Below are 13,445 nucleotides of genomic sequence, written 5' to 3'. Positions count from 1 at the left end.
TCAGCCAACCTCTGTCAGTACGGAGTCGGACGACACTTGCAGAGAAAACAACGCGCCGTGGGCGACTTCGACATTGAGCAATTGTTCGCGAGGCAGGCCTCGGGCCCGGGCCAGCAGCAGGCGCATTACGCCGCCATGGCTGACCAGCAAAACCCGCTGCCCGGCGTAGGCCGCGTGCAGGCGTTCGACCGCCGCCAGCACGCGGTTGGAGAACGCCAGCACCGGCTCACCATCAGGTGGCGTGAAACTGTAGGGGTCGGCCCAGAAGCGGCCCAAGGCTTGGGCGTCGGTGTCCATCAACGCCGCCGCGCTGCGGCCTTCCCAGGCACCGAAATGCAGCTCCTGCAGATCTTTGTCCAGGTGCAGCGGCAGGCCGAGTCGGGCGCCGAGCTGCTCAGCGAAACGGGCGCAACGCTGCAATGGTGAACTGACCAAGCGATCCCACGGCCCGCCCTGCTCCACCGCCGCGTGCATCTGTTCCCAGCCCTTGACGGTCAAGGCATCGTCGAGACTGCCGCGCAAGCCGCCGCCCAGTTCGGTTTCGCCATGACGCAGCAGGTCCAGGTGCAAGGTCATGCCGGGCGATCCGCCACGGCCGCTTCGGCAAACGTCGCCATCTGCCCGTGCAGATCACAGGCCAGGCGCAACAACGGCACCGCCAGCGCCGCGCCACTGCCCTCGCCCAGACGCAGGCCCAGGTCGAGCAGCGGTTCGGCGTTGAGGGTTTCCAGTACGTGACGATGGCCCGGTTCGGCGCCGCGATGGCCGAACAGCAACCATGGCCGGCAGGCGGGATTGAGCTGCACGGCCACCAGGGCCGCGACGCTGCAAATAAAACCGTCCACCAGGACCGCGACGCCCTGCTGGGCGCTGGCCAGATAAGCACCCACCAAGGCGGCGATTTCAAAACCACCGAGGTTGAACAAGGTCTGCAACGGGTCGTTGCGCTCGGCACTGTGCAGCGTCAGGGCACGTTCGATGACCTGGGCCTTGCGGCTGACACCTGCGGCGTCCAAGCCCGTGCCGGGGCCGACCAACTGTGCCACCGGGCAATCGAGCAAGGCGCAGGCCAGGGCGCTGGCGGCCGTGGTGTTGCCGATGCCCATCTCACCGCCGATGAACAGTTGCGCCCCGCTGGCGACGGCCCGGGCCACGCTGTCGCGTCCGGCTTGCAAGGCTTGTTCACCCTGGGATGCGGTCATGGCCGGGCCCTGGAGGAAATTCGCCGTGCCAGGCCCGACATTCAGATGCCGCACACCGGGCAGGTCCAGCGAAGGCGCCACGGTGCCCAGGTCTATCACTTCCAGGGACGCGCCCAATTGCCGCGCCAGGACGCTGATGGCCGCGCCGCCGCTGACGAAGTTGAGCAGCATCTGCCCGGTCACTTCCTGGGGAAAGGCGGAGACGCCCTCGGCCACCACGCCATGATCACCGGCGAAAATCGCGATCCACAGCCGATCCAGGCTTGGTTTGACTTGCCCTTGCAGCCCCGCCAGTTGCACCGCCACCGACTCCAGGCGCCCGAGGGAGCCGGCCGGCTTGGTCAGCTGTTGCTGACGGGCCGTGGCCTGTTCCAGGGCCTGGGTATCGAGGGGCTTGCAGGGGTCCAGCCACCAGCAGTGATTCATAACGCAGTACCTTTGAGAGTCAGGGGCAGGCCGGCAACGGTCAACACGACGCGCTGGCAACGTTCGGCCAAAGCTTGATGCAGCCAACCGGCTTCATCGACGTAACGGCGAGTCAGCTCGCCCAGGGGCACGACACCCATTCCGGTCTCGTTGCTGACAAAAATGATTTCACCGGGTAGTGCGGCCAGGCAGTCCAGCAGTGCTTCGCGTTCGGTATTGAGTTGCTCGGGATCGTCGAGCATCAGCAGGTTGGTCAGCCACAGGGTCAGGCAATCGACCAGCAGGCATCGATCGGCGGCGGCGTTGTCCCGCAGCACCCGAGCCAGAGCCAGGGGTTCTTCCACCAGCGCCCATTGCACCGGACGGCGGGCGCGATGCTGGGCGACCCGCTCGTTCATCTCGCCGTCCAGGGGTTGGCTGGTGGCGATGTAGGTCACGGGTAATTGGGTATCCGTCGCGAGTTTTTCCGCCAGGCGACTCTTGCCGGAGCGGGCGCCACCGAGGATCAGTTGGAGCATGTTTTTTACCTTTCGAATAGGCGGTGTTGCTGTCGGCCTCATCGCGAGCAAGCTCGCTCCCACAGGGGGTTATGGTGTACATGAATTCTGTGGTCATCAGAGATCCAATGTGGGAGCGAGCCTGCTCGCGATGAGGCCGGTGTAGCCACCTCAAATTCCACAGAGTTCACGCAACAACCCAGTATCCAAATGCTGCTCCACCAAGTCCGCCAGCCGCTCGATATCACGCTCGCGCAACCCGTGGTAATCCACCGCCTGCACATCCTGCAACCCGGCCCAACGCAACAACGCGCTGCTGGCCTGGGGCGACTCGAACAGCCCATGCAAATAGGTGCCGAAAATCTGTCCATCGAGGCTCTGGGCGCCGTCGCAACGGCCATCCTCCAGATGCACCGCCGCGTGCTCCAGTGCCGGGCCGCTAGTCACGCCAGCGTGGATTTCATAGCCGCTGACCTCGGCGTCTTCCAAGGCCAGCCGCCCGCGCACATTGCGCAGTTGCTTCTCACGTTCCAGGGTCGTTTCGAAAGCCAGCAAACCCAGCCCGGCGCTGGACCCCGCCGCGCCTTCCAGCCCCTGCGGGTCATGGACGTGCTGGCCGAGCATCTGCAAACCGCCGCAGATGCCCAGCAACTTGCCGCCGTAGCGCAGGTGCCGTTGGAGGGCGGTTTCCCAGCCGTTGGCGCGCAGGTAGTTCAAGTCGCTGCGCACACTTTTCGAACCGGGCAGGATGATCAGGTCGGCGGGCGGGATGGGCTGGCCGGGGCCGATGAATTGCAGGTCGACCTGCGGATGCAGGCGCAGCGGATCGAAATCGGTGTGGTTGCTGATGCGCGGCAGCACCGGCACCACCACCTTGAGCACTTGTTCGGCCTTGTCGGCCTGGCGTTGGTCGAGGCCGTCCTCGGCTTCCAGGTGCAGGTCCATTACGTAAGGCAACACGCCGATCACCGGTTTGCCAGTGCGCGCTTCCAACCAATCCAGGCCCGGTTGCAGCAAGGCGATGTCACCGCGAAAGCGGTTGATGATGAAGCCCTTGACCCGCGCCTGCTCGCTGGGCGAAAGCAACTCCAGGGTACCGACCAGATGAGCGAACACGCCACCGCGATTGATATCGGCGATCAGCAGCACCGGGCAGTCCACAGCTTCGGCAAAGCCCATGTTGGCGATATCGCCGGCACGTAGATTGATCTCCGCCGGCGAGCCCGCGCCTTCCACCATCACCACCGGATACATCGCGCTCAAGCGTTGGTGGGAGACCAGCACCGCTTGCATCGCGATGGCTTTGTAATCGTGATAGGCCACGGCATTCATGGTGGTGACGGCGCGGCCATGGATGATCACCTGGGCGCCAGTGTCGCTGTTGGGCTTGAGCAGCACCGGGTTCATATCGGTGTGCGGTTCAAGCCCGCAGGCCTGGGCCTGCACCGCCTGGGCGCGACCGATTTCGCCGCCGTCGGCGGTCACCGCGCTGTTGAGCGCCATGTTCTGCGGCTTGAACGGCACCACGCTCACACCCTGGCGCCTGACCCAGCGGCACAGCGCCGTCACTAAGGTACTTTTGCCGGCATCAGAGGTGGTGCCCTGCACCATCACTGTGGTCATTGGATGTCCTTGGCGTAGGCCTCGAAGGCCTGTTCGAGGCGCAGGAATTCACTGTCGTCAGCCGGCAGTCCGAAGCGCAGGCTGCCGGTATTGGTGAACAACCGCAGGAGAATGCCGCGATGGGCCATGAAATCGTGAAGCCCCTGGGCGTGCTCGGTGACCAGCCATTGGAACAATCCGCAACCGCCCTGGGGCTTGAAGCCGTGGCGCTCAAGCATCAGCGCCAGGCGTTGGCTGGTGGCTTCGCAGCGTTGCCGCTGGCTCGCGTGGGCGTCGCTGTCCAGCAGGCACGCCTGGCCCAATACCCGGGTCGGCCCGCTGACGGCCCACGGCCCGACCTGTTCGGCGAGCAATTTGAGCAAGCGGCGTTCGGCCAAGACAAACCCCAGGCGCACGCCGGCCAAGCCAAAGAACTTGCCAAACGAACGCAGCACGATCAGCCCGACCAGATGGGTGTGCGCCGCCAGGCTCAGCGACGGCGTGACGTCCATGAAGGCTTCATCCACCACCAGCCAGCCACCGCGTTGGGCCAGACGGGCATGCCAATCCAGCAAGCGCTCGGGTTCCAGGCTCAGGCCCGTGGGGTTATTCGGATTGACCACCACCAGGACGTCGAGGCTGTCGAGGAAAAAATCCACCTCCGACGCCAGCACTTCGCGCACGATGTAGCCGCTGCGGCGCCAGGCTTCGGCGTGCTCGGCATAACAGGGCGACAAGACGCCGACCTTGCCGGCCCGGCGCAGGCGTGGCAACAGCTGGATGGCCATCTGCGAACCGGCCACCGGCAGCACATTCAGCGCGCCGTAATAATCGCAGGCGGCCTGCTCCAGGCCGTCATCGGTTTCCGGCAAACGCGCCCAGGCGCGCAAGGGAATCGCCGGGACGTCGAACGGCCAAGGCGCCAGGCCGCTGGACAAGTCGAGCCAATCAGCCTCGGCAATGCCGTATTGCCGGGCTGCGTTGCGCAAGCGTCCGCCGTGCTCAAGCATAGAACTCAGCTCCCAGGCAGAGAATCAGCAACCACAACCATACCCCGCGCTGGACCAATTGCCAGCCGCGATCAATGGAGTCGGCACTGGCCGGCACGCCTTCGCCCAGCGCTGGACGTTGGTGCAACTGGCCGTGATAAACCGCCGCCCCGCCCAGCTCGACCCCCAACGCACCGGCACCGGCAGCCATCACCGGCCCAGCGTTGGGGCTGTCCCAGGTCGGCCCCTGGCTGCGCCAGCACTTGAGCGCCAGGCGGGTTTTGCCGAGCAGCGCGTAGGTCAACGCCACCAGGCGCGCCGGAATGTAGTTGAGCACGTCGTCGATTTTCGCTGCGGCCCAGCCAAAGCGCTCGAAGCGTTCATTGCGATAACCCCACATGGCGTCGAGGGTATTGCTCAGGCGGTACAACACCACCCCGGGCGCACCGGCCACGGCGAACCAGAACAGCGCGGCGAACACCGCGTCGCTGCCGTTTTCCAACACCGACTCGGTGGCGGCGCGGGCCACGGCGGTTTCATCCAGTTCAGCCGTTTCCCGGCTGACCAGATAGCCGACACGCTGGCGCGCCTCGTCCAGATCACCGCTGCGCAACGCCCGCGCCACCGGCTCGACATGCTCACCGAGGCTGCGCAGGCCGAGGGCACAGTACAAGGCGAGGATCTCCACCAGCCAGCCCACCATCGGCGCCCACGAAAGGGCCGTGGCGAGCAAGGTCAACGGCACCACGGCGATGATCCATGCCGTCACCCCATGGCTGCGCCAACCGCGTCCGCCGGAATTGAAACGTTGTTCGATGCGATCGGCAAAACCGCCGAACGCCACCAGCGGATGCCAGCGTCGTGGCTCGCCCAGCAGCGCATCCAGCGCCACTGCGGCGGCACTGAGCAACGCCACGCTCATGGGCTCACTCCCCAATGGTTTTCATACAGCAGTTCATTGAGCGGGCGCGGTTGCGCCCAACCTTCCAGGGCGAGCATCGGTGCCGGATAAAAACCCTCGACCGGGCCCAGGCAAAGGATCGCCAGCGGCTTGGCCCCGGCGGGCAGGCCCAGCAGGTCGGCCAGGGCCTGGGGTTCGAACAGCGACACCCAGCCCATCCCCAACCCTTCGGCGCGGGAAGCCAACCACAGGTTCTGGATCGCGCAGGACAGCGACGCCAGGTCCATTTCCGGCAAGGTCCGGCGACCGAAGATGTGCCGCTCGCGGTCCTCCATCAACGCCGCCACCAGCACTTCGGCGCAGTCGTCGATGCCCTCGACCTTGAGCTTCATGAACTCATCGCTGCGCTCACCCAAGGCCTCGGCGGTGCGAATGCGTTCTTGCTCCACCAGTTCGCGGATCTGTCCACGCAAGGCACGGTCACTGATGCGGATGAATCGCCACGGTTGCATGAGACCGACGCTGGGGGCCTGGTGCGCAGCTTCCAGCAGGCGGCGCAGCAAGGCCGGCTCAACCGTGCCACCGGTGAAGTGGCGCATGTCGCGGCGCTCGGCGATGGCGCGATAGACCGCTTCGCGTTCGGCCGGGGCAAAGGCGTTGTCGGTCATGACCGCTTCGCGAGCAAGCTCGCTCCCACATTTGAATCGCAATCCCCTGTGGGAGCGAGCTTGCTCGCGAAGGCGCCCTCAAGGTCCCCCTTAAAGGGTTGAGGAGCTCCCGACATTTCCTGCCCAACTCGGTCCCCTGTGGGAGCGAGCCTGCTCGCGAAGGCGCCCTCAAGGTCGGGCGCAAACAACGCCGCAATCGCCCGCGGATTCGACGGAAAATAAAAGTGCACATAAGAAGCCGTCATCCGCCCCTGCCGGAACACCGCTTCCGCCCCCCGCCCGCCGTTGGGGCTATGGCCACGGGCAATCGGTTCAAGTTCGGTGCTGGTCAGGGAATGATGGTAGGTGTGCCCACGCAAGGCGCCTTCCGGTAAATCCACCGCTTGCAGCGCCAGGGCCGCCAGACGCTTTTGCATCTGCGCATCACCGGCCAGCAAGCCGAGCAGTTCGGCGCGGGTGCCGTCGACGTCGGTTAATGAATCGAGCAGATACAACATGCCGCCGCATTCGGCGAGCAACGGTTTATCGGCGGCGTGATGGGCACGGATCGCCGCCAGCATCGGCGCGTTCCCGGCAAGCGCAACATGGTGCAGCTCCGGATAACCACCAGGCAGGTAAAGGCTGTCCGCCTCGGGCAGTTCGCTGTCATGAATCGGCGAAAAGAAGCTCAACTGCGCGCCCATGGCCCGCAGCAGATCGAGGCTGGCGCCATAGGTGAAGGCAAACGCTTCGTCACGGGCCACAGCGATGCGCACCCCGGCGAGCCACGGCTCAACGGCGATCACCTCGGGCGCGGCGAACTCCACCGCTGGCGGCAGCGCCACTTCGCAACTGCCGGCCAGGGCATCGGCGGCCGCATCGAGGCGCACGTCCAAGTCGTTCAACTCGCTGGCCTGGACCAACCCGAGGTGACGGCTGGGCAATTCAATGCCGGTTTCCCGGGACAGCGCGCCGTACCAGCGCAAGCCTTCGGTCAGGCTGCCTTCGAGCAATTGCGCGTGGCGCAAGGTGCCGACCCGGTTGGCCAAGACCCCGGCGAACGGCAGGTCGGGTTGATAACGCGCCAGGCCCAGGGCCAAGGCGCCGAAGGTCTGGGCCATGGCCGTGCCGTCGATCACCGCCAGCACCGGCACGCCAAAATGCCGCGCCAGGTCGGCGCTCGACGGGGTGCCGTCGAACAGCCCCATGACCCCTTCGATCAGGATCAGGTCCGCTTCGGCGGCGGCTTCCCACAACAGCCGGCGACTTTCCTGCTCACCGACCATCCACATGTCCAATTGATAGACCGGCGCGCCACTGGCCCGCTCCAGGATCATCGGGTCGAGGAAGTCCGGGCCGCATTTGAATACGCGCACCTTGCGTCCCTGGTTGCGATGCAAGCGGGCCAGCGCCGCAGTGACGGTGGTCTTGCCCTGGCCCGAGGCCGGCGCTGCGATCAGCACCGCCGGACAGTGGCGGCTGGTCATGGCGGGATCGCTCACAGTTCGACGCCTTTCTGCGCCTTGATACCCGCCTGGAACGCGTGCTTGATCATGCCCATTTCAGTGACGGTGTCGGCCAGCTCGATCATCTCGGGCTTGGCGCCGCGACCGGTCACCACCACGTGCTGCATCGGTGGGCGTGCCTGCAGATCGCTCAGCACCTGATCCAAGTCGAGATAACCGTGCTTGAGGGCAATGTTCAACTCGTCGAGCACCACCAGGCCGATGGACGGATCGCTGAGCAACTGGCGCGATACCGCCCAGGCGGCTTCGGCGGCGGCGATGTCGCGCTGGCGATCCTGGGTTTCCCAGGTGAAACCTTCGCCCATGACGTGAAAGCGCACCTGCTCCGGGAAACGGCGGAAAAACAACTCTTCGCCCGTGCTGTTACGCCCCTTGATGAACTGCACCACACCGCATTGCATGCCGTGGCCCATGGCCCGGGCCAACATGCCGAACGCCGAGCTGCTCTTGCCCTTGCCGTTGCCGGTCAGCACCAGCAGCAGGCCGCATTCATTCGGCGAGTTGGCGATGCGCTCGTCGATCACGGCCTTCTTGCGCAGCATGCGCGCCAGGTGGCGTTCGTCGCGATCGGGCGCGTCGCTGTTGGGTGAACCGGACATGGGGGAAGCCTCCGTTGGAATGGAATAACGGCGGGCGGGCACAAAAAAGGACGGCAACAAAGCCTGGCATCGCCCACCGTGACGCCGTTGGATGAATCAGGCCGGTCTCCGGGCTCATGAGCGGCGTGGTGCCGGACTGCGCGCCTTCCCATGTCGATGACACAGTGGCGTGATGGCAGCCTTGACTCATTTACCGTTGCGGGGGCAGCGCCGGGTTCGTGTGCACTCACCGGCTTCCCTGTTTCACTTTGTCGGCCATAGCCACAAAGCACCTGAAACAAGCGGCGAAGGTTAGAGGGTTGGGGGTGGAGCGTCAATTAAAGCTGGTTCACCGGTCATTGGCCCGGATCAATAAAGCGACGCCAATCTTGTGTCAGGCTGCGGCAAGTGATATCAAATAGACACTACCCCGATATCACAAGAATAAGAGGGCAAAAAGCATGCAAGGCATGATTATCAGCAATCCGAAGCTGGAATTCCTGCGCCCGATGCTGGAGCGCTGGTTTGACTGCATCGATCGCTACAACGCCCTACGCGGCGATAACGACACACCTTACTGGTACGATGAAAAGGCCAACCTCGGATTGCTGTCGGCTGCGGCGTGGATGGCCGAGATGGTCACGCTGCAACACGCCCCGACCCGAAAACAGAATGAAGAAGGTGAGCGCAATGTCAGCGCCGACCTGTTCATTGCCAGCACCGAGGAGCGTGCCTTCATCCAGGCCACCCAGCGCTGGCCCAAGGTCAACCACCTGAACCTGACCCAGCCGCTACTGGAAGCCACCAGCGATGCCAAGCGCATCAGCTATGCCAGCGACTTGAAGCTTGGTTGCCTGTTCGTCTCGCCGCAAAAAGCCCAGCAAAGCGCCACGCCCGAAGAACTGCAGGACATGCTCGACGACCTGCAGAAGGAAAACACCTGCGCCGTGGCCTGGTATTTCCCTTACGCCTACCGCAAGTTGCGCAATGAAGCCGGTCATTACCATCCTGGCATTGCGGTGCTGTTCAAACAGGCCCACGGTTGATTCCTTTAGCAAGGAACTGTGGGAGCGAGCTCGTTCGCGAGGAGGCCAGCACATTCAACCTCTTCGCCAGCTGCGGCACCGCTATCGCGAGCAAGCTCGCTCCCACACTGGATTTCCAGCATGCGCAAAATCCAGATACACCACAGGCCATCTTGCCCGGCTGACAGGGCGACCCAAGGTTGAACCATCGCGCGTCTACGCTCCTCTATGAATAACCACGTGCATTCATAGGGAAGCCAGCATGCTCAAGCCACCTCATCTATTGATCCTCGCCCTTGCCGTCGGGCTCGCCGCCTGTGGCGAATCTTCCACCTTGCAAGTGTCCGACGGCACCGGCCCGGCGCCGAAACTGCCCGAGCCGAACAAGACCCTGATCCCCACCGTCAACATCGCCGAAGCCATCGGCTGGCCGCAAGGTGCCAAGCCGACCGCGGCCCCGGGCCTGCAAGTGGGCGCATTCGCCGAGGGCCTGGACCATCCACGCTGGCTCTACGTACTGCCCAATGGCGATGTGCTGGTGGCCGAAACCAACGCCCCGCCCAAGCCGGACGACGCCAAGGGCATCCGTGGCTGGGTGATGAAAAAAGTCATGGGCCGCGCCGGCGCCGGAGTGCCCAGCCCCAACCGCATCACACTGTTGCGCGATACCAATCATGACGGCATCGCCGAAACCCGCACGGTGTTCCTGGAAAACCTCAACTCGCCGTTCGGCATGACCCTGGTGGGTAATGACCTGTACGTGGCCGACACCGACCGGCTGATCCGCTTCCCCTATAAGGAAGGCGACACACAGATCACCGCACAGCCGACCAAGGTCGTCGATTTGCCAGGTGGGACCATCAACCATCACTGGACCAAGAACGTCATCGCCAGCCGCGACGGCAGCAAGCTGTACGTCACCACCGGCTCGAACAGTAACGTTGCGGAAAACGGCATGGAGGCCGAAGAAGGTCGCGCCGCCATCTGGGAAGTGGACCGCGCCAGCGGCAATCACCGTATCTTCGCCTCGGGCCTGCGCAACCCCAACGGCCTGGCTTGGGAACCCCGCAGCGGTGCGCTCTGGACAGCGGTGAACGAGCGAGATGAGATCGGCAGCGACCTGGTGCCGGACTACATCACGTCGGTCAAGGACGGGGCCTTCTATGGTTGGCCCTACAGCTACTATGGACAGAACGTCGATGTCCGGGTCGAACCACAGAACCCGGCCCTGGTGGCCAAGGCCATCGCCCCGGACTACGCCATCGGCCCCCACACCGCCTCACTGGGCCTGACTTTCGCTGAAGGCAGCGCCTTACCCGCGCCGTTCACCGAAGGTGCGTTCATCGGGCAGCATGGCTCTTGGAACCGCAAGCCCCACAGTGGGTATAAGGTGATTTTCGTACCGTTCAACGGCGGTAAACCGGTGGGACAACCGGTGGATGTATTGACCGGCTTCCTGAACGCTGACGAAAAAGCCCAGGGCCGGCCAGTGGGCGTGGTGATCGACAAGCAGGGCGGGTTGTTGGTGGCTGATGATGTGGGGAACAAGATTTGGCGGGTATCGGCTAAATAATACCTACACACCCTTGTGGCGAGGGAATCTGTGGGAACAAGGCTTGCCCGCGATGAAGGCGATGCGGTCTTTCAGAGATCGAGGCGCCTGTTTCGCGAGCAAGCTTTGCTCCCACAAATCAGGGCAACACATCAGGGATTACGCGCCAGATGCTCCGGCTGCAGCACCCGCTTGGCGCTCAGATAGGCTTTCTGCCAATAGGCCTTGGACAGGCTGTCGAGCTTGACCGTACCGCCGGTGGCCGGCGCATGGACAAAGCGGCCCTCCCCGACATAGATCCCGGCATGACTGACCTGGGAGCCGCCGTTGGTGGCGAAGAAGATCAGATCACCCGTTTGCAAGGCTTCCTTGCCAACGCTCGGGGCGCGCATGCCGATCATTTCGCGAGTGGAACGCGGCAGGGAAATGCCGGCGGCGTCACGGTAGACGTAGCCGATCAGGCCACTGCAATCAAAACCCGAGTCCGGTGTATTTCCGCCCCAGCGATACGGCGTGCCCACCAACCCCAAGGCACGGAAGAGCACATCTTCGGCGGCCGGGGAAAAAGCTTGCGAGGGCGCAAAGACTACCGGCGCCCGTACCGGTGCGGGTGGCGGTGGAGTACGGCTGGCGCAGGCGCTGAGCAGCGCGGCGAGACAGATGAGAGCGAGGCGGGCCGACGTCGACATATGCAGAACAATCCTGATCTGGATGCGGCTTTTCTGCCGTGGGCATGAAAACAAATCCGCCTGCGGAGTACGCAGGCGGATTGCCATCAATCAATGATCTAGGATTCTAGCGGCTATGCAGCAAACTTCAAGTAAGACTTTAAGTTTGCCTTACAAACTGTGTGCTTACTTGCGAGCAGTGACCACAGTCGGTGCCATGGCGAGGGCGCGCTTGGCTTCGATGAAGGTCTTGTTCCAGTAGCTGTCGCCCAGGCTGTCGATCCGCACGCCACCGCTGCGGCGGCTGCTGGAATGGATGAACTGGTTGTCGCCCAGGTAGATACCGGCGTGACTGACGCGACCGCGACGACCGCTGGTACTGAAGAACAGCAGGTCACCGGGCTCAAGTTGGTTGCGAGCCACCAGAGGGGCGTTCACGTTGATCATTTCGCGAGTGGAACGTGGCAGGTTCATGCCGGCCTCTTCGCGAAACAGATAACCGATGAAACCACTGCAATCGAAGCCGGCTTCAGAGGTACCACCAAAACGGTAGCGGGTACCGATCAACGACATGCCACGTTCCAGGATGCTGTCAGCCAGCACGGGAAGCTGATAAGGCTTGTTGCCGGCGAAAGCTGCCAGCTCCTTGTCGTTGGCCATTTCTTCCTGGAAGGAAACCGAGGAAGACTGGGCGGTAACGGTGTTCTGGACCTGTGGTTGTTGTACTTGCTGGGACACTGGGGAGTGGGCAGCGCAACCGAACAACAGGGTAACGAGTGCGAGAGGCACGAGGGGTGCGAAGCGATTTAGCATGGGCACGACCGTGGCTGAAGTAGTAAAGATGGCGAGACTATGCCCTCTATCAACCTCATTTGCAAATTCAATCGATGCAAATGTGACTTCTCGGTTTTACGTTTACATCTAAGCGCTTAAGCCCATTTTGAATGTCACGTGGCCTGCAACCCAGCAGGACCGCGGGTTTCGCCGCGTCCAGAAGAGGCTAAGAGCCACTACAGACAACGGTTCTACCAGCCCAGGGTTTCTTTCAAAAAAGGAATAGTCAGCTTGCGCTGGGCCTGGAGTGAGGCCTGATCGAGGCGTTCGAGCAGCTCGAACAAGGCGCTCATGCTGCGGGTACCGCGGGTGAGGATGAAATGCCCGACTTCGTCGGTCAGGTGCAGGCCACGCCGAGAAGCGCGCAGTTGCAAGGCACGGAGCTTGTCTTCGTCGGACAGCGGGCGCATCTGGAAGATCAGCGCCAGGGTGAGGCGGGACTTGAGGTCCGCCAGCTTCACCGGCAGCTCCCGTGGCGACGTCGATGCGGCGATCAGCAAGCGCCGACCGCTGTCGCGCAACCGATTGAACAGATGAAACAGCGCTTCTTCCCAATCAGCCTTGCCGGCCACGGCCTGGAGATCGTCCAGGCAGACCAGTTCGTACTGCTCAAGGTTGTCGAGGATTTCAACGCCGCGATCGAGCAACTCGGCCAACGGCAGGTACACCGCAGGTTCGCCCAATTGCTCGAACCGCAGGCACGCGGCCTGCAACAGGTGCGTGCGCCCTACCCCGTCCTTGCCCCACAGATAGATCAGGCTTTCGGTCCAGCCGGCGTCGGCTTCGCAAAGCCGCTCGACATAGCCGAGTGCTGCGGCATTGGCGCCTGGGTAGTAATTGATAAAGGTGGCGTCATCACGCAGACGCACACCTAGGGGCAGCTGAATCGGTTTCATGCTGACTGAACAGTTCCCAAGGAACCGTTAGTGGCCTCTGTGTAAAGTGCGCAAAGTTTATACCCGTGGCGCGGACCGCACAATGCGCCGGACCACGAGCAA

14 protein-coding genes and 1 riboswitch are annotated in these 13,445 nt (G+C 63.4%); of the genes, 2 read left to right on the top strand and 12 right to left on the bottom strand.

Going from position 1 to position 13,445, the window contains the following annotated elements; all coding sequences use genetic code 11:
* The 9 genes from cobC to cobO form a co-directional block, all read right to left on the bottom strand.
* Positions 1–576, bottom strand: coding sequence for an alpha-ribazole phosphatase family protein (gene cobC / locus KI237_RS07410; RefSeq protein WP_212799402.1), 576 nt, complete (start codon positions 574–576; stop codon positions 1–3).
* The gene (cobT, locus tag KI237_RS07405; protein ID WP_212799401.1) at positions 573–1,628 is read right to left on the bottom strand and encodes a nicotinate-nucleotide--dimethylbenzimidazole phosphoribosyltransferase; all 1,056 of its coding nucleotides are present in this window, start codon (positions 1,626–1,628) and stop codon (positions 573–575) included. The genes cobC and cobT overlap by 4 nt, the downstream gene beginning before the upstream one ends.
* Positions 1,625–2,146 (bottom strand): bifunctional adenosylcobinamide kinase/adenosylcobinamide-phosphate guanylyltransferase, encoded by a 522-nt coding sequence (gene cobU, locus KI237_RS07400; RefSeq protein ID WP_212799400.1) that lies wholly within the window; start codon positions 2,144–2,146, stop codon positions 1,625–1,627. Before cobU ends, cobT begins: the two co-directional genes overlap by 4 nt.
* Positions 2,147–2,296: 150 nt before the next feature.
* A complete protein-coding gene (locus KI237_RS07395) occupies positions 2,297–3,748 on the bottom strand; it encodes a cobyric acid synthase (RefSeq protein ID WP_212799399.1) in 1,452 nt (483 codons plus the stop codon).
* Positions 3,745–4,737: a threonine-phosphate decarboxylase CobD gene (gene cobD / locus KI237_RS07390; RefSeq protein WP_212799398.1), complete on the bottom strand. Its 993-nt coding sequence runs from the start codon at positions 4,735–4,737 to the stop codon at positions 3,745–3,747. Before cobD ends, KI237_RS07395 begins: the two co-directional genes overlap by 4 nt.
* Positions 4,730–5,638 (bottom strand): adenosylcobinamide-phosphate synthase CbiB, encoded by a 909-nt coding sequence (gene cbiB / locus KI237_RS07385; RefSeq protein ID WP_212799397.1) that lies wholly within the window; start codon positions 5,636–5,638, stop codon positions 4,730–4,732. The genes cobD and cbiB overlap by 8 nt, the downstream gene beginning before the upstream one ends.
* A complete protein-coding gene (bluB, locus tag KI237_RS07380) occupies positions 5,635–6,285 on the bottom strand; it encodes a 5,6-dimethylbenzimidazole synthase (protein ID WP_212799396.1) in 651 nt (216 codons plus the stop codon). The genes cbiB and bluB overlap by 4 nt, the downstream gene beginning before the upstream one ends.
* Positions 6,282–7,751, bottom strand: a complete 1,470-nt coding sequence (locus KI237_RS07375; RefSeq protein ID WP_502937107.1) for a cobyrinic acid a,c-diamide synthase CobB — start codon at positions 7,749–7,751, stop codon at positions 6,282–6,284. The genes bluB and KI237_RS07375 overlap by 4 nt, the downstream gene beginning before the upstream one ends.
* An 11-nt stretch (positions 7,752–7,762) precedes the next feature.
* A complete protein-coding gene (gene cobO, locus KI237_RS07370; protein ID WP_212799395.1) occupies positions 7,763–8,389 on the bottom strand; it encodes a cob(I)yrinic acid a,c-diamide adenosyltransferase in 627 nt (208 codons plus the stop codon).
* Positions 8,390–8,471: 82 nt separating this feature from the next.
* Positions 8,472–8,680: riboswitch (cobalamin riboswitch) on the bottom strand.
* Between the two features lie 149 nt (positions 8,681–8,829).
* Here cobO and KI237_RS07365 point away from each other — a divergent pair.
* Both KI237_RS07365 and KI237_RS07360 read left to right on the top strand, forming a co-directional pair.
* Complete coding sequence (locus tag KI237_RS07365; protein ID WP_212799394.1) at positions 8,830–9,414, top strand: hypothetical protein; 585 nt, start codon at positions 8,830–8,832, stop codon at positions 9,412–9,414.
* A gap of 241 nt (positions 9,415–9,655) precedes the next feature.
* The gene (locus KI237_RS07360) at positions 9,656–10,966 is read left to right on the top strand and encodes a PQQ-dependent sugar dehydrogenase (protein WP_212799393.1); all 1,311 of its coding nucleotides are present in this window, start codon (positions 9,656–9,658) and stop codon (positions 10,964–10,966) included.
* 131 nt (positions 10,967–11,097) lie between these two features.
* Here KI237_RS07360 and KI237_RS07355 read toward each other — a convergent pair whose 3' ends face one another.
* The 3 genes from KI237_RS07355 to hda form a co-directional block, all read right to left on the bottom strand.
* Positions 11,098–11,634, bottom strand: coding sequence for a C40 family peptidase (locus tag KI237_RS07355; protein WP_135846747.1), 537 nt, complete (start codon positions 11,632–11,634; stop codon positions 11,098–11,100).
* A gap of 165 nt (positions 11,635–11,799) precedes the next feature.
* Entirely contained in the window at positions 11,800–12,426 is a 627-nt protein-coding gene (locus KI237_RS07350; protein ID WP_212799392.1) for a C40 family peptidase, read from the bottom strand.
* Positions 12,427–12,638: 212 nt separating this feature from the next.
* Positions 12,639–13,343 carry a DnaA regulatory inactivator Hda gene (gene hda, locus KI237_RS07345; RefSeq protein WP_003178999.1) on the bottom strand — a complete coding sequence of 235 codons (705 nt, stop codon included), beginning with the start codon at positions 13,341–13,343 and terminating at the stop codon, positions 12,639–12,641.
* Positions 13,344–13,445 lie beyond the last annotated feature (102 nt).

It is taken from the genome of Pseudomonas sp. St316, assembly GCF_018325905.1.
GTDB lineage: Bacteria > Pseudomonadota > Gammaproteobacteria > Pseudomonadales > Pseudomonadaceae > Aquipseudomonas.
This window is presented reverse-complemented; position numbering and strand designations above follow the sequence as displayed.

Coding starts and splice junctions, on each gene's coding strand:
- KI237_RS07365 (WP_212799394.1), top strand. CDS start 8,830: ATGCAAGGCATGATTATCAGCAATCCGAAGCTGGAATTCCTGCGCCCG.
- cobT (WP_212799401.1), bottom strand. CDS start 1,628: ATGAATCACTGCTGGTGGCTGGACCCCTGCAAGCCCCTCGATACCCAG.
- KI237_RS07360 (WP_212799393.1), top strand. CDS start 9,656: ATGCTCAAGCCACCTCATCTATTGATCCTCGCCCTTGCCGTCGGGCTC.
- KI237_RS07395 (WP_212799399.1), bottom strand. CDS start 3,748: ATGACCACAGTGATGGTGCAGGGCACCACCTCTGATGCCGGCAAAAGT.
- KI237_RS07355 (WP_135846747.1), bottom strand. CDS start 11,634: ATGTCGACGTCGGCCCGCCTCGCTCTCATCTGTCTCGCCGCGCTGCTC.
- cobD (WP_212799398.1), bottom strand. CDS start 4,737: ATGCTTGAGCACGGCGGACGCTTGCGCAACGCAGCCCGGCAATACGGC.
- cobO (WP_212799395.1), bottom strand. CDS start 8,389: ATGTCCGGTTCACCCAACAGCGACGCGCCCGATCGCGACGAACGCCAC.
- cbiB (WP_212799397.1), bottom strand. CDS start 5,638: ATGAGCGTGGCGTTGCTCAGTGCCGCCGCAGTGGCGCTGGATGCGCTG.
- hda (WP_003178999.1), bottom strand. CDS start 13,343: ATGAAACCGATTCAGCTGCCCCTAGGTGTGCGTCTGCGTGATGACGCC.
- cobC (WP_212799402.1), bottom strand. CDS start 576: ATGACCTTGCACCTGGACCTGCTGCGTCATGGCGAAACCGAACTGGGC.
- bluB (WP_212799396.1), bottom strand. CDS start 6,285: ATGACCGACAACGCCTTTGCCCCGGCCGAACGCGAAGCGGTCTATCGC.
- KI237_RS07375 (WP_502937107.1), bottom strand. CDS start 7,751: ATGACCAGCCGCCACTGTCCGGCGGTGCTGATCGCAGCGCCGGCCTCG.
- cobU (WP_212799400.1), bottom strand. CDS start 2,146: ATGCTCCAACTGATCCTCGGTGGCGCCCGCTCCGGCAAGAGTCGCCTG.
- KI237_RS07350 (WP_212799392.1), bottom strand. CDS start 12,426: ATGCTAAATCGCTTCGCACCCCTCGTGCCTCTCGCACTCGTTACCCTG.